Consider the following 20,392-nt stretch of genomic DNA (forward strand, 5'->3'; position numbering starts at 1 on the left):
TCTGTAATTTCGACAACTCATTTCCGCTTCTCGCTCACAGCGGACCTCCAGCTCAGTTACCTGGTCCGCTTCGTGCCAAGAGCGGAAGTTCCGCTTGCAACGGAGAAAAGCCGCAATTTAAACCCACAGCCTGAAAACCTCGTTTTAGTTACGAAAAATGATTCTCATTAACATGTAACACGTTGTGATGTTTAATAGCGTTTTCGCTTACAGAGGATGTGAAATGGGTACTCGATTTTCGACATTGCGCCGTATTCCCGGTGGCGTGTGGACAATTGGTTTTGTCAGTCTTTTGATGGATATTTCTTCTGAAATGATCCATAGCCTCCTTCCGCTTTTCATGGCAACTGCTTTAGGGACGCCGGTAGTCATCATCGGACTAATAGAGGGACTGGCCGAAGCTACCGCATTGTGCGTCAAGGTTTTTTCAGGCGTTATCAGCGATTTTATCGGCAAACGTAAAGGACTTGCCGTCCTTGGATATGGCCTTGGTGCGCTCAGCAAGCCGCTGTTTGCACTGGCCTCAACGTCTGGAATGATATTCAGCGCCCGTATGATTGACCGCGTCGGAAAAGGAATAAGAGGTGCCCCGCGTGACGCTCTCGTTGCAGACGTTACGCCGCCCGAGATTAGGGGGGCGGCATATGGCCTCCGCCAGACACTGGACACGATGGGAGGGTTCCTGGGACCACTGCTGGCGGTGGGATTGATGCTGTTATGGAGTAACGATTTCCGCGCCGTTTATTGGGTTGCAGTCGTGCCGGCATTTCTGGCTGTTGCCCTGTTATTCTTCGGATTACGTGAACCACGTACGCCTGTCGTTACAGTCAGAACTAACCCCATAAAAAGAGAAAACCTGAAAAGACTGGGGATAGACTGTTGGTGTGTCATAGGTCTGGGCGGGGTATTTACACTCGCCAGATTTAGTGAGGCGTTCCTGGTTCTCAGAGCTCAGGAGGTCGATATCCCACTCGCTTTAATCCCTCTCGTAATGGTCGCCATGAATGTTGTCTTTTCTTTAACAGCCTACCCGTTCGGGCGCTTATCAGACAGTATCAGCCACCGACGATTGCTTCAGATGGGTCTCGTGGTGCTCATCGTGGCAGATTTAGTGCTAGCCCTGAGCCATTCCTGGGTAGGAATTATAATCGGCGTGGCATTGTGGGGAGTTCATATGGGAATGACTCAGGGTTTACTGAACACCATGATTGCTCGCACAGCACCAGTTGACCTTCGCGGAACGGCATTTGGATTCTTCAGTTTACTGAGTGGAATGGGATTGCTAATTGCAAGCCTGGGCGCAGGACTGTTATGGGATATCTGGGGTTCTGCGTCTACATTTTTTGCGGGCGCAGTGATGTGTGTATTGACGCTAATACTGACTCGGTTCGCGCCAGAAAAGTCTGAGTAGACTATCGTTGACTGCGATGTAATGACATATACCGATTAAACCTCTTAAATATACTCATTATTAACTGAAGAGGTTTATTTATGGTCCGCTCCTCGCTCAAAGCTGCCATTCAAAAAAAACAAAAGCAAAAAGCCCGCTTAGTTTCCTAAGCGGGCTTCTCTAAATTTGGCTCCTCTGACTGGACTCGAACCAGTGACATACGGATTAACAGTCCGCCGTTCTACCGACTGAACTACAGAGGAATCGTGTGAACGGCCGGAATCATAACGGGGTGTCGGCAGCATGTCAAAGGTGGATTACGCATTCTGTGACTGTTTGCTTACAGAATGCGCAACCCGTTGAGGTTTTAGCAGATTTAGCCCTATTCTGCGCGTTTTAGACGCAGTTGATAGTGGTAATGGCTGCGGTCAAGCAGGTAATCGGCATTGACGCTCGGGCTCCAGGAATCGTCGCCGCCAACCCCCATATGAACGCCGTCCAGATTCAGCCAGGTACCGGCTTCCGGCTGTAGCAGGTGCTGGTGGCTGCACGCCATCAACTGGCGCAGGCCATAGCGGCTGAGAGAGAAGTGGAACAGCCCATCAATCTGCCAATTGCCATACTGCAGGTTACGGGTGTCGCAGCGCAGGCCGTTTTCACCGGGGAAGATGTATGGCGTGTGCAGGTCTGCCAGCGGCAGTTGCCAACGGCCAAACTGCGCAGCGAGGCGACGATCCGGGTAGTTCTCATGCGGCCCAAGGCCCAACCATTGTGCCTGCGGGTGGATGTCTGCCAGTTGGCAATTCAGGCCAATACGTGCCGGTGGTGGCAGGCTGGCGGCGACATCGACGTCGACACTGACGCTGAGCACGCCTTGGCTGTCGAACAGCCACTGCTTGCGGCTGCATAACAGCGTTTGCCCATCAACCCCAAACCGATGTTCGCTCACCACGCGCACGCTGTCACTCAAGTGATCGGCCTGTAGCAGCGTGCAGTGCTCCTCCAGACGGTACATTCCCGCCAGCTTCCAGCGTTCGACCCAGGCGTTGGGATCAATACGTTCGACTTCGCTGATGCCGATGTCATTATCCAGCGGTGCGCGGATAAAATTATCGCGCAGCGGGGTCAGCAATAGTGGGCTGCCGTGTTGCCACCACTGGGTTAAACAGCCGTTGTCGCGTGTAAACTGCCAGCGTTGGCTACCATGGCTGATGTCGATCGTCTGGTCATTTTGGCTGAGCTGTGGGGCTACGCCGTTCGGTGCGAGCGGTGGAATATGCAATGTGCGGGGGACCAACCATTGATCCCAGGCGCAGCGGTGGTTCGCTTCGGACCAATCGGTAGCTTGCGGTTGCACCACTTCCACATTCAGCCACAGTTCACCGGGTTGATGAAGCATCGGCAAACGGTCGATCAGGTGAATGCTGGCGCTGCCCTGCGGGGGTAAGGAGAGATCAAGGCTGCCGCTGGCACGCTCTGTGCCATCCAGCTCCAGCCGCCAGTTCAGGCGTTCGTTATCGGTATGGCGGAACAGATACTCGCTGCTGACGGTCAGCGTCAGCGTATTGGCGTCGAAGGTAAATTGGAAGAATTGCTGCGCCCGTTGCGCTTCAAACAGCGCAGGGTGTGGTGTGCGATCGGGGAATACCAGCCCATTAAGGCAGAATTGTCGATCGTTCGGCGTATCGCCAAAGTCGCCGCCGTAAGCCCAGTATTCCTCACCGTTTTCATCACGGCGAGTGAGCGCCTGATCGACCCAATCCCAAACGAAGCCCCCTTGTAAACGCGGATACTGACGGAACGCCTGCCAGTAACGGTCAAAACTGCCGAAACTGTTGCCCATCGCATGGGCGTATTCACACAGGATCAAAGGACGGTGTTCATCCGGCAGGCCGATCCACTTCTTGATCGACCATTTAGGTACGGCAGGGAAGGGTTGATCCTGATCCACGCGGGCATACATTGGACAGAGAATATCTGTTGCGGCACTGTTGGCTCCGCCACCTTCGTATTGTACCGGGCGGGTGGGATCCTGGCTTTTCACCCAGCGGTAGAGCGCGTCATGGTTACTGCCGTGCCCAGACTCGTTGCCCAGCGACCAGATAATGATGCAAGGGTGGTTACGATCCCGCTGCACCATACGCGTTACACGTTCGCTCATTGCCGGTAGCCACAGCGGATCGTCAGACAACCGGTTCATTGGCTGCATGCCGTGGGTTTCAATATTGGCTTCGTCAACCACATACAACCCATAGCGGTCGCACAAGCGGTACCAAAGCGGGTGGTTCGGGTAGTGTGAACAACGCACCGCATTGAAATTGTGCTGTTTCATTAACAGAATGTCATGGCGCATCAATGCCTCATCCATGACCTGACCGTGCTGCGGATGATGTTCATGGCGATTGGTTCCGCGGATCAATAACGGCTGCCCGTTAAGCTTTAGCAGGCCATTGCTGATGTCTACCTGACGGAAGCCGACGTCGTAAGCTTCTACCTCGATGATTTCCCCTTCCGCCGACAGCAGAGCAAGCGTTGCACGGTACAGCGTGGGGCTTTCCGCGCTCCATAACGCCGGTTGTTCTACCGGCAAGCGCAGAGTGGTGCGATCGTCATAGGCACCCCGTTCGTCGATAATCTCGCTGCCGAACGCCTGGGTTTTCTCCCCCACGAGCTGGCCATTGCGCCACAGCTGCAACTGCACCCGGTGCTGCGTGGGTCGATTGACCTGTACTTCTGCCACCAGTTCGCCACGGCGAAAACTGTCGTAAAGCGGGGTGGTAATGCGAATATCGCTCAGATACGTGGCCGGCTTATGCAGCAGGGTAACGTCGCGGAAAATCCCGCTCATACGCCACATGTCCTGATCTTCCAAATAGCTACCGTCGCACCAGCGCAACACCATCACCGCTAGCCGGTTTTCGCCCGCCTGCAGCCAGGGGCTGAGGTCAAACTCAGCGGGCAGGCGGCTGTCTTGTGAATAACCAACCCAATGGCCGTTGCACCACAGATAAAACGCCGAGTTGACGCCGTCAAAAACTATGCGCGTTTGTCCTTCAGCCAACCAAGCGGGTTCAACCGTAAAGAGCCTGGAATAGCAGCCGGTCGGGTTTTGTTCCGGCACTAGCGGCGGATTAACCGGAATGGGATAACGCACGTTGGTATAGATTGGCGCGTCATAACCGGCAAGCTGCCAGTTGGATGGGACGTTAATCCGGTCAGCGTTGCTCAGATCCTGCCGCAGCCAGGCTTCGGGCACCGCCTGTGGGCGGGTGAAATAGCTAAAGTGCCAGGCGCCGTTCAGCGTTTTCTGGCTGTTGCTGGGGCTATCGTCACGCGCCGCGTTCAGATCGCGCCAGCTCGCAAAAGGCGGGTGCGCAGCCAGCCGTTGATAATGGGTGCAGGCCGGATTTTGCCAGTCACGGCGGGCAATAAGGTCTTTCAGGGAAGGCGGGGGCAGTGCACTCATCGGCGATCGTCCTGTCGGCGGTTTAGAGGGACATCATGCCAAATAAGATGCTGAGGAGTACCAAAAAAGTAAAGCGGTTACATTCAAGCTTGCAGGGCCGATCAAATAACCGCTTATTCAGGGGGCGGCAAACGGTAAATCCGCTGTGGGCGGCCCACCTTGCCGTAAATGATTTCTGCGCGTAGCTGTTGTCTGGCGGTGCAAAACTCCAGATAGCGGCGTGCAGTTGTGCGGCTTAACCCCATTTCTTGCGCAACGCTTTCAGCCGTGTGGCTCTCCGAAGGCGTCTCAAACAAGGCGCGGATTTTAACCAGCGTCAACTCATCGATGCCCGCCGGCAATGCCGTCTGAGGCTCACCACGGGCATAGGTATTGAACATCTGATCGATACGACGTTGATTAAGGCGTGCCTTATCCTTCAGCGCCTGGTGCCGCTGGCTAAAGCGTACCAGCGTGTGGGTCAGACGATCATAGGCCAGCGGTTTGATCAGGTAGTCAAACACCCCATGGCGTAATGCTTCGGCGACGGTGTCCATATCGCTGGCGGCGGTGATGAATACGATACCGCCGGTATACCCGTTCAGCGTCAGTTCGCGCAGTAGCTCAATACCCTGGCCGTCAGGCAGGAAGTTATCCAGCAGGATCAGATCCGGTTTGAAGCGGTCGGTCATCATGCGGGCCTGCGCCAGGGTGCCGGCCAGCCAGATTTGCCGGCAACCGCCGTTCTGCCGGATAAATTCTGCATGCATCTCCGCCAACGGCGTTTCATCTTCAACGATCAGTATGTTCAACCATTCCATAGTCAACCTACGATTGAAATAAATATGCTAAGTAAATGTAAGTGAATTGCACCATCAAATAAAGATTTTCTCAGTAATAAACACCATAAAAATAATTAAGTAAATAAAGAACATTAAATAACTTATTAACCGAAAGGTGTTTGTGAAATAGGTCAATAATTCGCTATTTTTTTCTGTTTACCATTGTTTTATTAAATGCTGCTTACGATTTTATCTTCATGGTTTTTAAGGTTTTAATTGCCTTAAAAAATGTTAATTCACATTATTTTTTGTATTTATTTTGTTATTTAATAGTTAACCCAGAGAGCGTGTTATGTTGGGCGATACCGTATTTAATCGAGTCAAAAGGTCAGATCACAAAAGTATCGCGCAGATTAATGCTTTCCTGCGCAGTAACGATCTGAATATTGACACCACGGTTGAAATATTTATTACCGTTACGCAAAACGATAAGTTGGTCGCCTGCGGCGGCATTGCAGACAATATTATCAAATGCGTCGCCATCAGCCCGCAAATGCGCGGTGAAGGGCTGGGGCTGACGCTGGCAACCGAGCTGGTGAATCTGGCGTATGAACGCCATCACACCCAACTGTTTATCTACACCAAAATACAAAATGAGCCGCTGTTCCGCCAGTGTGGTTTCTACCCGATTGCCCAGGTGCCGGGCATCGTGGTGTTGATGGAAAACAGCCCGTGCCGTTTAAAACGCTATGCAGCACAGTTGGCAGAGCAGCGTCGGCCGGGCAATACCCTTGGCAGCATCGTAATGAACGCTAACCCCTTTACGCGCGGGCATCAATATTTGGTGCGCAAGGCGGCAGAAAAGTGCGACTGGCTGCACCTGTTTTTAGTGAAGGAAGACACCTCACGTTTCAGCTACGAAGACAGACGGCGGTTGGTGTTGGCGGGCACGGCGGACATTCCCAATCTGACCGTGCATGAAGGTTCCCAGTACGTCATTTCACGTGCCACATTCCCCTGTTACTTCATTAAAGATCAGGGCATTGCCGACGACTGCTACACCGAAATCGATCTGAAGATCTTTCGTCAGTATCTGGCACCCGCGCTGGGTATCACCCACCGTTTTGTCGGCAACGAACCCTTCTGCGCCGTCACCGCAAAATACAACCGCGATATGCGCTACTGGCTTGAAACCCCAGCCTTGCCCAGCCCGCCTATCACGCTGGTAGAAATTGAGCGTTTGCAATATCAGGGCGTGGCGATCTCCGCCTCTTGGGTCCGCAAACTGCTGGCCGCGGGCGACTTTCACGCTGCCGCGCCGCTGGTTCCGCCAGACACCCTTTACTACCTGCAAGATTTGCAAACGCAGCGCCGGGCCAAACCGGCGGCAAAACCCTTTGAATCCGCACAATCAGGTGAAAGATGAAAATTATCCGAGAAGCAATGGCCGGCACGCTGGAATCCAGTGATGTCATGGTACGCATCGCGCCCGCAGAGGGGCCGGAACACGATCTGCTGATCGCCAGCAGCGTGGAAAAACAGTTCGGTGAAGCCATTCGACAAACGCTGCTGGAGGTGTTGCAGCACTACCAGGTGGAGCCGGTGCAGGTAATGGTTGACGACAAAGGCGCACTGGACTGCGTGCTGCGGGCCCGGCTGGAAACCGCGCTGATGCGCGCCAGTGACAATGGTCAATTGCCGTGGGGGGTGCGCAATGAAAACGCTGAATAAACACCGCGTGCGCCGCAGCATGCTGTTCGTGCCCGGTGCCAATGCGGCGATGGTAAGCAACGCCTTTATCTATCAGGCCGACGCGCTGATGTTTGATCTGGAAGACTCGGTAATTCTGCGCGAAAAGGACGCGGCACGGCGGCTGGTGTATCACGCGTTGCAACACCCGCTGTATCAGGAAGTGGAAACCATAGTGCGCGTTAATGCACTGGATTCTGCCTATGGGCTGGCGGATTTACAGGCGGTGGTGCGCGGCGGGGCGGACATCGTGCGCCTGCCGAAAACGGACAGTGCACAAGACGTGGTGGACATGGACCGTGAAATTGCGGCTATCGAGGCCGATTGCGGCCGCCCGGTGGGCAGTACCGGTCTGCTGGCGGCGATTGAATCGGCGGCGGGTATCACTCAGGCGGTGGCCATTGCCCATGCTTCGCCACGCCTGATAGGCATCGCGCTGGGGGCGGAAGACTACGTGCGTAATTTGCGTACCGAACGTTCGCCAGAGGGTATTGAACTGCTGTTTGCGCGCTGCTCGCTGCTGCAGGCGGCACGGGCTGCCGGTATTCAGGCCTTCGACACCGTGTATTCCGACGCCAATAACGAGGCGGGTTTCTTGCAGGAAGCGGCGTTGATCAAACAGCTTGGCTTCGACGGCAAATCTCTGATTAACCCTCGGCAGATTGAACTGCTGCACAACCTGTATGCGCCTACGGCCAAAGAAGTGGCCCATGCCCAGCGGGTGGTGGATGCCGCCGCAGCGGCAGAACAAGAAGGGCGCGGGGTGGTGTCGCTCAACGGCAAAATGGTCGACAGCCCGGTGATTGAACGTGCGCGGCTGGTGTTGCAGCGCGCAGCGCTTTCCGGCATTCGCGAAGCGTCGGCTCAGCACGGAGAGGAAGCATAATGAAACGTCAACAACGACTGATGACTCTGAATAACCTGGCGGATCTTCGCTGCTATCAGGATGTCTCCAAGGCCAACCAACAGGCGCGCAAGCCGCGTGATATCAAACGCTGCGACACGCTGGAACAGGCGGTGCGCCGCAGCGGTTTGCAGGACGGCATGACCATTTCTTTCCACCATGCGTTTCGCGGCGGCGATCTGGCGTTGAATCAGGTCATGGAAACGCTGGCGGCGATGGGCTTTCGTAACCTGACGCTGGCCTCCAGCTCGCTGAGCGAATGCCATGCGCCGCTGGTGGGTCATATCCGTAATGGCGTGGTGAACCGCATTTACACCTCCGGCCTGCGCGGTCCGCTGGCGGATGCCATTTCGCGCGGCCTGCTGGCCGAGCCGGTGCAAATCCACTCCCACGGTGGCCGGGTAAACCTGATCGAATCCGGTGAGTTAACGATAGATGTCGCTTTCCTCGGCGTGCCGGCGTGCGATGAATTCGGCAATGCCAATGGCTACAGCGGCGAAGCCTGCTGCGGCTCGCTGGGCTACGCCAAAGTGGATGCCGACGCTGCGGGCACCGTAGTGCTACTCACTGAAAAAATCGTGCCGTACCCGCATCATCCGGCCAGCCTGGCGCAGGATCGGGTTGATCTGATCGTGCAACTCAAGCGAGTGGGCGATGCCGACAAGATTGGTGCTGATGCGACGCGGATGACCTCCAACCCGCGTGAATTGCTGATTGCCCGCCGTGCCGCTGAGGTCATCGCCGGCTCCGGCTACTTTACGGAAGGGTTCTCGCTGCAAACGGGTACCGGCGGTGCCTCATTGGCGGTGACGCGTTTTCTGGAAGACAAAATGCGCGCACGCGGCGTGCGGGCGGGTTTTGCGCTCGGTGGCATCACGTCGACCATGGTGGATTTGCATGAAAAAGGGCTGATCGCCAAATTGCTGGACGTGCAGAGCTTTGACCGCGCGGCGGCGATGTCGTTAGCGCGTAACCCGAATCATATCGAAATCAGCGCCAACCAATACGCCAATTTCAGCTCGAAGGGAGCCTCGGTCGATCGGCTTGACGTGGTGGTGCTGAGCGCATTGGAAATCGACACTGGCTTTAACGTCAACGTGCTGACGGGCTCCGACGGCGTGCTGCGTGGCGCCTCCGGCGGTCACTGCGACACCGCCGCGGCTGCGCGGCTGGCAATCATCGTGGCGCCGCTGGTACGTGGCCGCATCCCAACGCTGGTAGAGCAGGTGACCACCTGTGTGACGCCGGGTTCCAGCATTGACATTTTGGTTACCGATCACGGTATTGCCGTTAACCCGGCGCGACCGGAGCTGGCACAGCGGCTGCAAGAGGCTGGGCTGCCGGTGGTTGGCATCGACTTGCTGCGGCAGCGCGCGCTGTTGCTGACCGGTGAGCCGCAGCCGATCACCTTTACCGACAAGGTGGTGGCCGTGGTGCGCTACCGCGACGGTTCGGTGATCGACGTGGTGCATCAGGTGGCGGAGTAACCCTATGTCTCGTGTCCCGCCCGAACTGGCGGCCAACCGCGCAGTGAGCCTGCCGGAACTGCTGACCAGTCGCGAATGCCGCCAGGCCCGGCAACAGGCCTGGCTGTCGCAACATCAATCCACACTGCTGGTGCTCACGCTGGTGGTGCCTGGTGCGATAAAAGACAGCGGGCTGACGCGCAATATCTTCAACCTGGGGTGGCTGGCGCTACAGCAAATGTGGCGCCAGCAGGGTTGGCAGTGCCTGCATGCAGAAACGCTGGCGCTGTCTACCGGCTGCGAAGGTTTTATGGCGCTGCACGCCGATGCCCAACGGGTAAAGGACTGCGCCATTCAACTGGAGGTGCAGCAGCCGATAGGCCGCTTGTGGGATATCGACGTTCTGGACACGCAGGGACGCATTTTGTCGCGTCGCAGCCTGGGATTGGCGGAACGCCGCTGCCTGTTGTGCAGCCAACCGGCCAAAATCTGCGCCCGTCAGCGGCGGCACAGCAGTGACGAGTTACTGCAAGAAATGGAAAGGATGCTCAATGATGCGCTCTCACCCCGTTGATCACGCCAGCTGCACGCCTCAACCCGCGGTTAGCGGCTTCGCTCATACCGCCTACCGTGCGCTGTTGGTGGAAGTGAACCTGACACCCAAGCCGGGGCTGGTGGATCGCCATAACAATGGTGCCCACCGGGACATGAATATTGGCCATTTCTACCGCAGCGCCCGCGCTATCGGCATCTGGCTGCCGCGTTTTGTCCGTCAGGGGCGTGATGATGCATGTCGTCCGGTTGCCGAGCAGCTCCTACGGCTGCGCCCACTCGGCCTGGCCTGCGAAAACCACATGTTCCAGGCCACCGGCGGCGTTAACACCCATAAAGGCAGCGTATTTTCGCTCGGCCTGTTGTGTACCGCTTTCGGTCGCTTGTCCCAGCAGCAAAAAATCATCGACGCCGCCACTTTGTGCGCCGAAGTGGCGGCAATCTGCCGCGGTTTGGTGAGTAGTGAACTGCAACAGCACAACGCATTGCAGACCGCGGGGCAAAGGTTATTTGCCCTGCACGGCCTGAGCGGTGCGCGCGGCGAGGCTGAATCCGGCTTCGAACGGGTGATTAACGGCGCGCTGCCGTTGTATCTGCAGCGCCTGAGTGCCGGGTGCGATGAGCAGACGGCGCTGATGGACAGCTTGCTGTGGCTAATGGCCAACAACGATGACACCAACGTGGCCTCGCGCGGCGGTATCGAAGGCTTGCGCTGGTTGCAACAACGTGCCGCTGAACTGTTGCAACAGGGGGGCGCGCAGGGTGAACAAGGTATGGCGCGTCTGCGGCAGTTCGATACGGACTGCATCGTACGCAACCTCAGCCCCGGTGGCAGCGCTGACCTGTTGATCGTCACCTGGCTGCTGGCTCAGTTACCGAACTATACCCGTCATTCTTGAAGCTGCATCTGTGTTGGCTGCACCCGCGCACCCCAGTCACTTAGTCGACTAAGCTCCCGGGGATTTACGGCTTTGCCGCCTTGATGCAACTCCAATTATTTTGGTTATAAAAACAATGATGCTCTTCAGGAGAAACTTATGTCCGAAACCAAGGAAAAAATCTGGAAAGCGCTAACGCCTCTACTGGTGTTGGCGATCCTGCTATGGATACCCACGCCCGACGGTATGCCGCCGCAGGCATGGCGTTATTTTGCCATCTTCGTGGCGATGATTGTCGGTATGATCCTGGAGCCTATTCCGGCGACGGCGATCAGCTTTATCGCCGTGACCCTGAGCGTGCTGAGCGCCAACTGGGTGCTGTTTGGTGCGCAGGAATTGGCAGAGCCCGGTTTTAAAGCCGGTAAAGAGGCGCTGAAATGGGGGCTGGCAGGGTTCTCCAGTACCACCGTCTGGCTGGTATTCGGTGCGTTTATTTTTGCACTCGGGTATGAAGCTACGGGGCTGGGGCGACGCATTGCCCTGTTTTTGGTTAAGTTTATGGGCAAACGAACGCTGACGCTTGGCTATGCGGTGGTGATCATCGATATCCTGTTGGCGCCTTTCACTCCATCCAACACTGCGCGTACCGGCGGTACGGTCTTCCCGGTGGTGAAAAACCTGCCGCCGCTGTTTGACTCCTTCCCTAACGATCCCTCTTCGCGGCGCATCGGCGGTTACCTGATGTGGATGATGGTAGTGGGTACCAGCATTAGCTCTTCAATGTTCGTTACCGGTGCCGCACCCAACGTGTTGGGGATTGAGTTCGTCAGTAAGATTGCCGGGGTGCATATCAGCTGGATGCAGTGGTTCCTGGCGTTCCTGCCGGTTGGGCTGTTGCTGTTGATCATCGCGCCGTTGATCTCCTATTACCTGTACAAACCGGGCGTAACCCACAGTAGCGAAGTGGCGACCTGGGCGGATACCGCATTGGGTGAAATGGGCAAGTTGACGCGTAAGGAATACACGCTGATTGGTTTGGTGCTGCTCAGCCTGTGCCTGTGGGTATTTGGCGGTAAGGTACTCGACGCAACAACGGTTTGCCTGTTGGCGGTCTCGCTGATGTTGGCGCTGCACGTGGTGTCCTGGAAGGAGATCACCAAATACTCCAGCGCCTGGAACACACTGGTTAATCTGGCGACGCTGGTAGTGATGGCCAACGGCTTAACGCGCTCCGGTTTTATCGACTGGTTTGCCCAGACCATGAGCACCCACCTGAACGGCTTTTCGCCCAACATGACGGTAGTGGCGCTGGTGCTGGTGTTCTATTTTGCTCACTACCTATTTGCCAGCTTATCCGCGCACACCGCCACTATGCTGCCGGTGATCCTGGCGGTCGGCAAAGGCTTGCCGGGGGTACCGATGGAGCAGCTCTCGATGTTGCTGGTGTTGTCGATCGGTATCATGGGCGTACTGACACCCTACGCGACCGGCCCAGGGGTGATCATCTATGGCTGTGGCTACGTGAAGTCGAAAGATTACTGGCGTATGGGCGGTATTCTCGGCGTGGTGTATATCGCGGCTCTGCTGTTGATCGGTTGGCCAATCATGCGTTTGTGGCTGTGATGTTCTAAATGCTCAGCGGCCATCGGCGTATGGCCGCTGAGCAGACCTGTGCCTGTGATGCCCATCACACACTTTCAGCGTTAACCTCTCCATCATAGCGAAGCAATAGCTAACACATTAAAAATAATCATAATCCTGGAGCCTCTGCGGATGAAAATAAAAACCTTATTGCTGTGCTTGCCGTTATTAATGACCGGGACTGCCCTGGCGGAAACCAACGACTATCAGCTGGAACAGGTATTGGTGATGAGTCGCCATAACCTGCGAGCCCCGCTGGCCAACAACGGCAGCGTGTTGGCGCAATCCACGCCTAAAGCCTGGCCGGCCTGGGAGACGCCGGGTGGCCTGCTGACCACCAAGGGCGGGGTGTTGGAAGTGTATATGGGGCACTATTTTAATGCGTGGCTGAAGCAGGCCGGGTTACTGCCGCAGGAAGGCTGCCCGACCGCCGGCAGCGTTTACGTCTATGCCAACAGCTTGCAACGCACGGTCGCGACCGCGCAGTTCTTTACCAACGGTGCTTTCCCGGGTTGCGATGTCGGCGTGCATCATCAGGACAAGATGGGGGAGATGGATCCGACCTTCAACCCGATCATCACTGACAACAGCGAGGCGTTTAATCAAAAGGCGCTGGGTGCCATGAATGCCGAACTGGCCTCGTTGAAACTGGACGCAGCCTATAAGCAATTGGAAAAAATCATTGATTACAAAGACTCTAGCGCTTGTAAAACCGACAAGCACTGCGATCTGACCAAAGAAGCCAGCAAAATGAGTGCGGTACCGGGTAAAGAGCCGGGCGTGGCCGGGCCGCTGCGGGTGGGTAACTCGCTGGTGGATGCCTTTATGCTGCAATATTACGAAGGCTTCCCGATGAAGGAGGTGGCTTGGGGCAAAATCACCACGCCACAGCAGTGGAAGCAGCTGGCGCAGTTGAAGGACGGCTATCAGGATTCGCTGTTCACCTCGCCGGTGGTGGCACAGAACGTCGCCAAGCCGCTGCTGACCTACATCAATGGCGCATTGATTGGCGAACGCAAGCCGGACTCGCCGAAGGTGACGGTGCTGGTGGGCCACGATTCCAACATTGCGTCCTTGCTGTCGGCGATGGAGTTCCAGCCGTACCAACTGCCGCACCAATACGAGAAAACGCCGATTGGCGGCAAGCTGGTGTTCCAGCGCTGGCACGATAAGAAAAACGATCGCGATTTGCTGAAGATTGAGTACGTGTATCAATCTTCCGATCAGTTGCGTAATGCCACCCCGCTGACGCTGAAAACCCCGCCGCAGCGCGTGACAATGGCGTTAAAAGGTTGCCCCGTCGATAAACAGGGCTACTGCGCCTGGAGCGACTTCGAAAAAACCATGAAAGACATTCTGTAATCCTGCCGTTCCTCTCCTTCGGTTGCGGGGGAGAGGAATAATCATTGTTGCCCTTGGGTTCGGCGTCTAAAATTAGCGGTCGGCGTACTCACCATGGATGACACGTGTTCTCATCTTTTATCCCCAGCATTGAATGGTTGCACCTGAACGATTATCCGGGGCAGGTCGCGCGCTGCCGGTTTTCATTGGCAAACTATCAGGACAGCTGTTTCGCTGATATAGGCATGACGATCCCCGATCATTTAACGAAAGCGGTGCCAAAAAGGCGGGCTGAGTATTTGGCCGGGCGTTATTTGGCGCGGGCATTGTTGGCGCCGCAGGGATTTGCTGATTTCACCTTGTTGCGCGGTGAAGACCGTGCGCCGCAGTGGCCACCGTGTATTGCTGGCGCTATCAGCCATAATGCGGATACTGCGCTTTGCGCCGTGCATCTGGAGCCTGGGTTGGGGGGGGTAGGTGTAGATGTCGAAACGCATATGCCCACTGCACGGGCTGAAGAACTCTGGGGCGCTATCGTGAGTGAAGAAGAGTACGACGTGATACGCACTCTGCCATTGCCCTTTAACCATGCGCTGACGCTGGTATTCTCCGCCAAAGAAAGCCTGTTTAAAGCTTTGTATCCGCAGGTGCGCAGCTATTTTGATTTTCTCGATGCACGGCTGGTGGCACTCGATACACAACGCCAGGCCTTTGAGTTAGAACTGCTCAAACCGCTCACACCGTCTTACCATATCGGCCGCCGTTTCAGCGGGCGTTATTGGCAAGACGGTGACGACGTCACAACCTTTATTTTTGTATAAATTACAATTTAATCAATTGATTAAGTGCGTTGCACTGTCACGTCAGGCGCTAGATCCGCCTTCTGCGCAACAGATGGCGGGCACCTTCCGACACCAATAACAGCACCGCCAGCCAGATGGGGATATAGGTCAGCCATTCATCCCGGCCGATGCTCTCGCCCAGCAACAGTGCCACTACCACCAGCAATACCGGTTCCACATAGCTCAGCAGACCGAACAGGCTGAACGGCAGCAGGCGGCTGGCGAGGATATAGCATATCAGCGCAGCGGCGCTGATGACCCCCAGCAACGGAATTTGCCAATAGAGTGTTGGGCTGATACTCAGCGCCGCCAACGGCCCGTCTCCGCCGAAGGCGAACCCGGCCGCGACAGGCAGCATCAACGCCAGCTCACACCACAACCCACCAAGATTATCGGTGCCAAAACGGCGGCGCAGAATAAAGTAAACCGGATAGCCCAGCGCCACCACCAGTGTGGTCCAGGATACGCCGCCGACCTGGTAGAGTTCATTACCGACGCCGATAATGGCGCAGGCTACCGCCAGTTTTTGCAGCAGCGAAAGCCGGTCACGGAATATCAAGCGGCCTGCAAGCACCATTGTCAGTGGCAGCAGGAAATACCCGAGCGAGACCTCCAGCGCTTTGCCATGCAGCGGTGCCCATAAAAACAGCCAGAGTTGAACCCCCAACAACGCCGAGCTCAGCGGCAAGAACAGCAGGCGGCGCGGCCGTTGTTTTATCCAGCGCAGCGTCTCGTTCACCCTGCGCCAGTCGGCGGAAAACACCATAAACAGCGTTAAAAAGGGGACCGTCAGCAGCGTCCGCCAGCCAAAGACTTGCTCGCCGTTGAGCGGTGTGAGGGTCGACGTGTAGTAATACATCACGCCGAACAATATCGAGGCGATGACGGAAAGCACTATCCCTTTGATCACAAGCATCCTGAAAAGTTATTGATTTGATTGCCGGTACTCTAGAGAAGTTTAGCGCCGACAACAATGCTGCGTATCGCACTGGACAATCTCCGGTGACGGGGTAGAATTAATACTGTGTATTAATACAGGTGTTTTGCAATGACGCTCGATCTTTTTGAAGACGCTGTACCGCCGCCGTGGCGCGAACAGATCGCCCCGGGTGCGGTGGTGATGCACGGTTTTGTGCGCGATCATGGCCCGGCGTTGCTGGCCGCGGTTAATGGGGTGATCGCCCAAGTACCCTGGCGGCATATGACCACGCCGGGCGGCCACGTGATGTCGGTGGCAATGAGCTGGTGCGGTAACGGCTGGAGTAGCGACAGCCGCGGCTACCGCTATTCTGAACGTGACTCGCGCAGCGGTAAACGTTGGCCACCGATCCCGGATATCCTGATGGCGCTGGCAGATGAAGCGGCGCAACAGGCGGGCTTTGCCCCCTTTGTACCGGATTCTTGCTTAATGAACCGCTACGATCCAGGCAGCAAACTCTCATTGCATCAGGACAAAGACGAGCATGATTTTGGCTCACCGATCGTCTCCGTTTCACTGGGGTTACCGGCGGTGTTTCAGTTCGGCGGCATGCAGCGCAGCGATCGGGCTCAGCGCATCCCCTTGGCGCACGGCGACGTGGTGGTGTGGGGCGGTCCGTCACGCCTGTGTTTTCACGGCATAATGCCGATCAAAGAGGGCTACCATTCATTGGTGGGGCCACACCGTATCAATATCACCCTACGCAAGGCGCTTTAACTGCGGCTCTTTAGCCAGACACGCGACCAGATAATCGATAAACACCCGCAGCTTGGGTGGCAGGTGTTGATTGGGCGCATACAACAGCCACAGGCCACCGTGGTAACTGCTGAGGAAGTCCCATTCCGGCAGTACTTGCACCACCTCACCGCTGTCCAACGCCTGTCGGGCCGTAAAGTACGGCAGGCTGCCAATGCCAATATGCTGTTTTACCGCATCCAACCTTACGCCAGTATGGTTAGCGGCATAGCGACCGCGCACATTGACCGCTACCGTTTTACCGGCTCGTCGGAACTTCCAGCGGGCATCGTTGGGGGTTTCCCCCAGGTAAATGCAACTGTGGTGCGCCAGATCTTGCGGGTGTTGTGGCGTGCCATGCTGCGCCAGATAGGCGGGCGTGGCACACAGCAGGTGTTCGATAGTCATCAACTGCCGGCCGATCAAGCCGGGTGACGGCCGCTCGGTAATGCGCAGAGCCAGATCGACCCGATCGTCAATTAAGTCCATATAACGGTCTTCCAGCCGCAGGCGGACGTCCACCTTGGGATAACGGCGTAAAAATGCCGGTATATGCGGGTGCAACACAAAGCGGCCCACGGCCTTGGGCACGCTGACGCTGATCAGCCCCTCTGGCTCTACCGTTCCGCGTCCGCTGAATTCCATCACCGATTGGGCGGCGTCCAGCATGCTGCGACAGCGTTGAAACACCTCTTCACCTTGCTCACTCAGGCGTAGCTTGCGCGTGGTGCGGTGCAGCAGTTGTAATGCCAACGCCTGTTCCAATTTGGCCAGGCTACGGCTGGCGGCAGAAGGGGAAGTGCCTAATCGGCGAGCGGCGGCGGAAAAACTGCCGCTCTCTACGACCTGAACAAATACGGCCATTTCGGCCAGCAGCGAATGAGAGAGATTTGTGCTCACAGCGCAAAGGTCCATTGTAATGTTGACGGATTATCCTTTGATTATGGCACGAATATAATAGGCTCTCTATTCAGGAGAAAAACCATGACCGAACGGCTTTATTATTACAGCGACGACTTACAAGGCGAAGCGCAGGTGCTGGCCTGCACCCCGATTGAAGAGGGTGGATACGCGATAGAGCTGGACGCCACGCTATTCCACCCGCAAGGCGGTGGGCAACCGGCCGACGGCGGTCAACTTGGTACTGTCCCGGTATTACGCGTGGCACAGCAGGGCGACAAAGTGCTGCATTTTACCGCTGAACCCTTGCCCACAGGGCCGGTGAAGGTACAGATTGAGGGTGAACTGCGCCGATTGCATACCCGTTGGCACTCTGCCGGGCACCTCATCGGTTGGTTGGGTGAAACGCGTGGTTGGCAACCGGTGAAGGCACACCACTGGCCAGGCGAAGGGCGGATCACCTTTGCACCGGGCGCGGAGCCGCAAACGTTGGATCAGGATTTCCTGCAAGCGGAACTGGCGCGGCTGATTGCGGCAGATTTACCGCGTAAGCAAGTGGCGGTTGATGGCCTGCGTCAGGTGGGGTTTGGCGCGTTGCCAACCTATGGCTGCGGTGGTACCCATGTGTCTTCGCTGGCCGCGCTCGGCACCGTCAACATCACTGCGCTAAAAGTGAAAAAAGGGCAACTGATTGTGCAGTACGAATTGGCTTAAAACCCTTTCCGGGCGGCTATTTTGCCGGCCCGGCCTGCCGTAGCATGGTGCAGAAGGCGCACTGGCATCCCGCCTGCGGCAGCGCTGCGCAGGTGCCGATGTTGACTGCTTGCGCGTCCATTGCGTGAAAACCATAAAATATATTCTCGATATTATTTTCCGCTGTGCGCGCCTGTTCTGGCTGCGGTTCAGGCACTTTGGACTGAAACGCATCTGCCCGTCCGGCCAACAGACCAAGGAACAGCAGCGAAAGCTGAATCTTCATTTTGCATCTCCCGGTTTGGTTTCTGATACGTTATAACAAAACACCCTTTCTGCCAACCGTCGTCGCCTTGTGCATTTTCCACCATTGGTTAGCGAAATTAGTTCGTTCAACTCACCGCCGATTTGGTTTGTTATCTAACCCATAACATTCCGAAATAAAGAAGGCGTGACATACGATGTTTAATTTCTCTTTCAATAGATTAACCAGCGGAATAGCCGTGGCACTGTGCTTGCTGACAGCCATGACACCGGCACTGGCGTCGGTGCAGGGCGGCACGCTTGTCTACCTGGAACAGCAGGCGCACACCAACCTTTATCCGCCTTCCGGCGGCTTCTACCCCAACGGCGGCATCCTCAACCAAATCACCGACAAACTGACCTACCAGAATCCCAAAACGCTGGAGATTGAGCCGTGGCTCGCCGAGTCCTGGAGCAGCAACGCCGACAAAACCGAATACACGTTCAAGCTGCGACCGGGTGTGACGTTCTCTGACGGTACGCCGTTGGACGCCAACGCAGTGGCGAAGAATTTCGATACCTATGGCTTGGGCAACAAAGAGAGGCGTTTGCCGGTATCCGAGGTGATCAATAACTACGATCGCAGCGAAGTGATCGACCCGCTAACCGTCAAATTTTACTTCAAACGCTCATCGCCGGGTTTTTTGCAGGGTACCGCCACCATTGGTTCCGGCCTGGTTTCTCTCAGCACCTTAAACCGTAACTATGACGAGCTGGGTGATGCGCGCCATATTATCGGTTCCGGCCCGTTTGTGGTCAGCGGCGAGACGCTGGGACGCGAAGTTGATCTGAGCGTGCGCAAGGATTACCGGTGGGGCCCAACCAAACTGGCCCAGCAAGGGCGCGCTAATCTGGATGGCATTAAAGTGATCGTAACCGGTGAAGACAGCGTGCGTATTGGTGCGCTGCAGGCCGGGCAGGCGGACTTTATCCGCCAGATCCAGGCCTACGACGAGAAGCAGACGCAAGATCAGGGCTTCATTATCTACGCGGCCCCAACGCGTGGCGTCAATGACAGCGTCGCCTTCCGCCCGGACAACCCATTAGTGAGCGATCTGCGCGTGCGTCAGGCGTTGCTGCACGCCACGGACAGCAAACAGATCGTCGATACGCTGTTCTCGGTTAACTACCCACAGGCCAAATCGGTGATTGCCTCTTCCGCCGCCGGTTTCGTCGACCTGTCCGCCAAGCTGAAATTCGACCCGGAACTGGCCAACCGTTTGTTGGATGAGGCCGGCTGGAAAAAGGGCAGCGACGGCCTGCGTGAGAAGGGCGGCAAAAAACTGCTGCTGAACATCTATGAATCGCTGCCGCAGCCGCAGAACAAAGCGGTGCTACAGCTGGTTTCGCAGCAGTGGGGCAACGTGGGGGCGCGGCTGAACATTCTGGCAGGCGACGCTGGCAGCAAGGTAGCCGATAACCTGGATCCACAAAAAACGCCTGCGGCGGTAGTGGAAGTGGGACGGGCGGATCCCGACGTGATTAAAAGTCAGTTCTACCCGACCAACCGTGATGCGTTGTTGCAGCAAGGTGGGACGGGCAAAAACAGTACGTTCAACGATGACAAGCTAAACGCGTTGCTGCTGGGTATCGCTTCTGAGGTGGACGCACAAAAACGCCTGCAAATTGCCGGCGAAGCGCAAAACTACCTGCTCGATCAGGCCTATGTGATCCCGTTCTTCGAAGAACCGCAGGTGTTTGCCGGCGCGCCTTATTTGAAAGGGATCAGTTTTGAAGCTGTCGGCCGCCCGAGTTTTTACGGCGCCTGGTTAGAGAAACACTAAGGGGGCCA

18 protein-coding genes and 1 tRNA gene are annotated in these 20,392 nt (G+C 56.3%); 13 read left to right on the forward strand and 6 right to left on the reverse strand.

All coding sequences use genetic code 11. The annotated features are described in order from the left end of the window. Nucleotides 1–223: 223 nt before the first annotated feature. Nucleotides 224–1,411 carry an MFS transporter gene (locus ACI2J2_RS01710; protein ID WP_404759283.1) on the forward strand — a complete coding sequence of 396 codons (1,188 nt, stop codon included), beginning with the start codon at nucleotides 224–226 and terminating at the stop codon, nucleotides 1,409–1,411. A 166-nt stretch (nucleotides 1,412–1,577) separates the two neighbouring features. Here the strand turns inward: ACI2J2_RS01710 and ACI2J2_RS01715 are convergent. The 3 genes from ACI2J2_RS01715 to dpiA form a co-directional block, all read right to left on the reverse strand. Next, a tRNA-Asn gene (locus ACI2J2_RS01715) sits at nucleotides 1,578–1,653 on the reverse strand. A 119-nt stretch (nucleotides 1,654–1,772) separates the two neighbouring features. Continuing rightward, a complete protein-coding gene (locus ACI2J2_RS01720; RefSeq protein ID WP_404759284.1) occupies nucleotides 1,773–4,856 on the reverse strand; it encodes a beta-galactosidase in 3,084 nt (1,027 codons plus the stop codon). A 113-nt stretch (nucleotides 4,857–4,969) separates the two neighbouring features. After that, on the reverse strand, nucleotides 4,970–5,656 hold the full coding sequence (gene dpiA, locus ACI2J2_RS01725; RefSeq protein WP_404759285.1) for a two-component response regulator DpiA: 687 nt from the start codon (nucleotides 5,654–5,656) through the stop codon (nucleotides 4,970–4,972). 313 nt (nucleotides 5,657–5,969) lie between these two features. Here dpiA and citC point away from each other — a divergent pair, with 313 nt between their 5' ends. The 9 genes from citC (at nucleotide 5,970) to ACI2J2_RS01770 (ending at nucleotide 14,969) form a co-directional block, all read left to right on the forward strand. Beyond that, nucleotides 5,970–7,043 carry a [citrate (pro-3S)-lyase] ligase gene (gene citC, locus ACI2J2_RS01730; protein WP_209635946.1) on the forward strand — a complete coding sequence of 358 codons (1,074 nt, stop codon included), beginning with the start codon at nucleotides 5,970–5,972 and terminating at the stop codon, nucleotides 7,041–7,043. Next, complete coding sequence (gene citD, locus ACI2J2_RS01735) at nucleotides 7,040–7,348, forward strand: citrate lyase acyl carrier protein (protein ID WP_209635944.1); 309 nt, start codon at nucleotides 7,040–7,042, stop codon at nucleotides 7,346–7,348. The genes citC and citD overlap by 4 nt, the downstream gene beginning before the upstream one ends. Further along, on the forward strand, nucleotides 7,332–8,252 hold the full coding sequence (citE, locus tag ACI2J2_RS01740) for a citrate (pro-3S)-lyase subunit beta (RefSeq protein ID WP_209635942.1): 921 nt from the start codon (nucleotides 7,332–7,334) through the stop codon (nucleotides 8,250–8,252). The genes citD and citE overlap by 17 nt, the downstream gene beginning before the upstream one ends. Next, nucleotides 8,252–9,757 (forward strand): citrate lyase subunit alpha, encoded by a 1,506-nt coding sequence (gene citF, locus ACI2J2_RS01745; protein ID WP_404759286.1) that lies wholly within the window; start codon nucleotides 8,252–8,254, stop codon nucleotides 9,755–9,757. Before citE ends, citF begins: the two co-directional genes overlap by 1 nt. 4 nt (nucleotides 9,758–9,761) lie before the next feature. Then, nucleotides 9,762–10,310 (forward strand): citrate lyase holo-[acyl-carrier protein] synthase, encoded by a 549-nt coding sequence (gene citX, locus ACI2J2_RS01750; protein ID WP_209635938.1) that lies wholly within the window; start codon nucleotides 9,762–9,764, stop codon nucleotides 10,308–10,310. Then, nucleotides 10,291–11,187, forward strand: a complete 897-nt coding sequence (gene citG, locus ACI2J2_RS01755; protein WP_404760262.1) for a triphosphoribosyl-dephospho-CoA synthase CitG — start codon at nucleotides 10,291–10,293, stop codon at nucleotides 11,185–11,187. Before citX ends, citG begins: the two co-directional genes overlap by 20 nt. A gap of 138 nt (nucleotides 11,188–11,325) precedes the next feature. Further along, on the forward strand, nucleotides 11,326–12,789 hold the full coding sequence (locus tag ACI2J2_RS01760; protein ID WP_209635936.1) for an anion permease: 1,464 nt from the start codon (nucleotides 11,326–11,328) through the stop codon (nucleotides 12,787–12,789). A gap of 150 nt (nucleotides 12,790–12,939) precedes the next feature. Beyond that, a complete protein-coding gene (gene agp / locus ACI2J2_RS01765) occupies nucleotides 12,940–14,169 on the forward strand; it encodes a bifunctional glucose-1-phosphatase/inositol phosphatase (protein WP_209635934.1) in 1,230 nt (409 codons plus the stop codon). A gap of 104 nt (nucleotides 14,170–14,273) precedes the next feature. Continuing rightward, complete coding sequence (locus ACI2J2_RS01770; protein ID WP_404759287.1) at nucleotides 14,274–14,969, forward strand: 4'-phosphopantetheinyl transferase; 696 nt, start codon at nucleotides 14,274–14,276, stop codon at nucleotides 14,967–14,969. A gap of 49 nt (nucleotides 14,970–15,018) precedes the next feature. Here ACI2J2_RS01770 and rarD read toward each other — a convergent pair whose 3' ends face one another. Then, complete coding sequence (gene rarD, locus ACI2J2_RS01775) at nucleotides 15,019–15,900, reverse strand: EamA family transporter RarD (protein WP_209635930.1); 882 nt, start codon at nucleotides 15,898–15,900, stop codon at nucleotides 15,019–15,021. A 138-nt stretch (nucleotides 15,901–16,038) separates the two neighbouring features. Between rarD and alkB the strand changes: the two genes are divergently transcribed. Next, nucleotides 16,039–16,686 (forward strand): DNA oxidative demethylase AlkB, encoded by a 648-nt coding sequence (alkB, locus tag ACI2J2_RS01780; RefSeq protein ID WP_209635927.1) that lies wholly within the window; start codon nucleotides 16,039–16,041, stop codon nucleotides 16,684–16,686. On the opposite strand, the gene ACI2J2_RS01785 is transcribed toward alkB, so the two are convergent. Next, nucleotides 16,669–17,604 carry a LysR family transcriptional regulator gene (locus tag ACI2J2_RS01785; protein ID WP_265554145.1) on the reverse strand — a complete coding sequence of 312 codons (936 nt, stop codon included), beginning with the start codon at nucleotides 17,602–17,604 and terminating at the stop codon, nucleotides 16,669–16,671. The two genes, alkB and ACI2J2_RS01785, sit on opposite strands and share 18 nt — an antisense overlap. Nucleotides 17,605–17,688: 84 nt before the next feature. On the opposite strand from ACI2J2_RS01785, the gene ACI2J2_RS01790 reads away from it, so the two are divergent. Beyond that, nucleotides 17,689–18,318, forward strand: coding sequence for an alanyl-tRNA editing protein (locus tag ACI2J2_RS01790; protein ID WP_209635923.1), 630 nt, complete (start codon nucleotides 17,689–17,691; stop codon nucleotides 18,316–18,318). Nucleotides 18,319–18,334: 16 nt separating this feature from the next. Here the strand turns inward: ACI2J2_RS01790 and ACI2J2_RS01795 are convergent, their stop codons facing one another. Continuing rightward, nucleotides 18,335–18,583 (reverse strand): hypothetical protein, encoded by a 249-nt coding sequence (locus ACI2J2_RS01795; RefSeq protein ID WP_265554141.1) that lies wholly within the window; start codon nucleotides 18,581–18,583, stop codon nucleotides 18,335–18,337. A 241-nt stretch (nucleotides 18,584–18,824) separates the two neighbouring features. Here ACI2J2_RS01795 and ACI2J2_RS01800 point away from each other — a divergent pair, with 241 nt between their 5' ends. Further along, entirely contained in the window at nucleotides 18,825–20,384 is a 1,560-nt protein-coding gene (locus ACI2J2_RS01800) for a TIGR04028 family ABC transporter substrate-binding protein (protein WP_265566814.1), read from the forward strand. Nucleotides 20,385–20,392 lie beyond the last annotated feature (8 nt).

This window comes from Serratia sp. NPDC087055, assembly GCF_044900985.1.
Classification (GTDB): domain Bacteria; phylum Pseudomonadota; class Gammaproteobacteria; order Enterobacterales; family Enterobacteriaceae; genus Serratia.

What these genes read in the sequence shown, in the direction of transcription:
- ACI2J2_RS01760 (WP_209635936.1), top strand. Translation starts at nt 11,326, where the DNA reads ATGTCCGAAACCAAGGAAAAAATCTGGAAAGCGCTAACGCCTCTACTG.
- citG (WP_404760262.1), top strand. Translation starts at nt 10,291, where the DNA reads ATGCGCTCTCACCCCGTTGATCACGCCAGCTGCACGCCTCAACCCGCG.
- dpiA (WP_404759285.1), bottom strand. Translation starts at nt 5,656, where the DNA reads ATGGAATGGTTGAACATACTGATCGTTGAAGATGAAACGCCGTTGGCG.
- citC (WP_209635946.1), top strand. Translation starts at nt 5,970, where the DNA reads ATGTTGGGCGATACCGTATTTAATCGAGTCAAAAGGTCAGATCACAAA.
- citE (WP_209635942.1), top strand. Translation starts at nt 7,332, where the DNA reads ATGAAAACGCTGAATAAACACCGCGTGCGCCGCAGCATGCTGTTCGTG.
- ACI2J2_RS01710 (WP_404759283.1), top strand. Translation starts at nt 224, where the DNA reads ATGGGTACTCGATTTTCGACATTGCGCCGTATTCCCGGTGGCGTGTGG.
- agp (WP_209635934.1), top strand. Translation starts at nt 12,940, where the DNA reads ATGAAAATAAAAACCTTATTGCTGTGCTTGCCGTTATTAATGACCGGG.
- citD (WP_209635944.1), top strand. Translation starts at nt 7,040, where the DNA reads ATGAAAATTATCCGAGAAGCAATGGCCGGCACGCTGGAATCCAGTGAT.
- ACI2J2_RS01800 (WP_265566814.1), top strand. Translation starts at nt 18,825, where the DNA reads ATGACACCGGCACTGGCGTCGGTGCAGGGCGGCACGCTTGTCTACCTG.
- citX (WP_209635938.1), top strand. Translation starts at nt 9,762, where the DNA reads ATGTCTCGTGTCCCGCCCGAACTGGCGGCCAACCGCGCAGTGAGCCTG.
- citF (WP_404759286.1), top strand. Translation starts at nt 8,252, where the DNA reads ATGAAACGTCAACAACGACTGATGACTCTGAATAACCTGGCGGATCTT.
- alkB (WP_209635927.1), top strand. Translation starts at nt 16,039, where the DNA reads ATGACGCTCGATCTTTTTGAAGACGCTGTACCGCCGCCGTGGCGCGAA.
- ACI2J2_RS01795 (WP_265554141.1), bottom strand. Translation starts at nt 18,583, where the DNA reads ATGAAGATTCAGCTTTCGCTGCTGTTCCTTGGTCTGTTGGCCGGACGG.
- ACI2J2_RS01790 (WP_209635923.1), top strand. Translation starts at nt 17,689, where the DNA reads ATGACCGAACGGCTTTATTATTACAGCGACGACTTACAAGGCGAAGCG.
- ACI2J2_RS01720 (WP_404759284.1), bottom strand. Translation starts at nt 4,856, where the DNA reads ATGAGTGCACTGCCCCCGCCTTCCCTGAAAGACCTTATTGCCCGCCGT.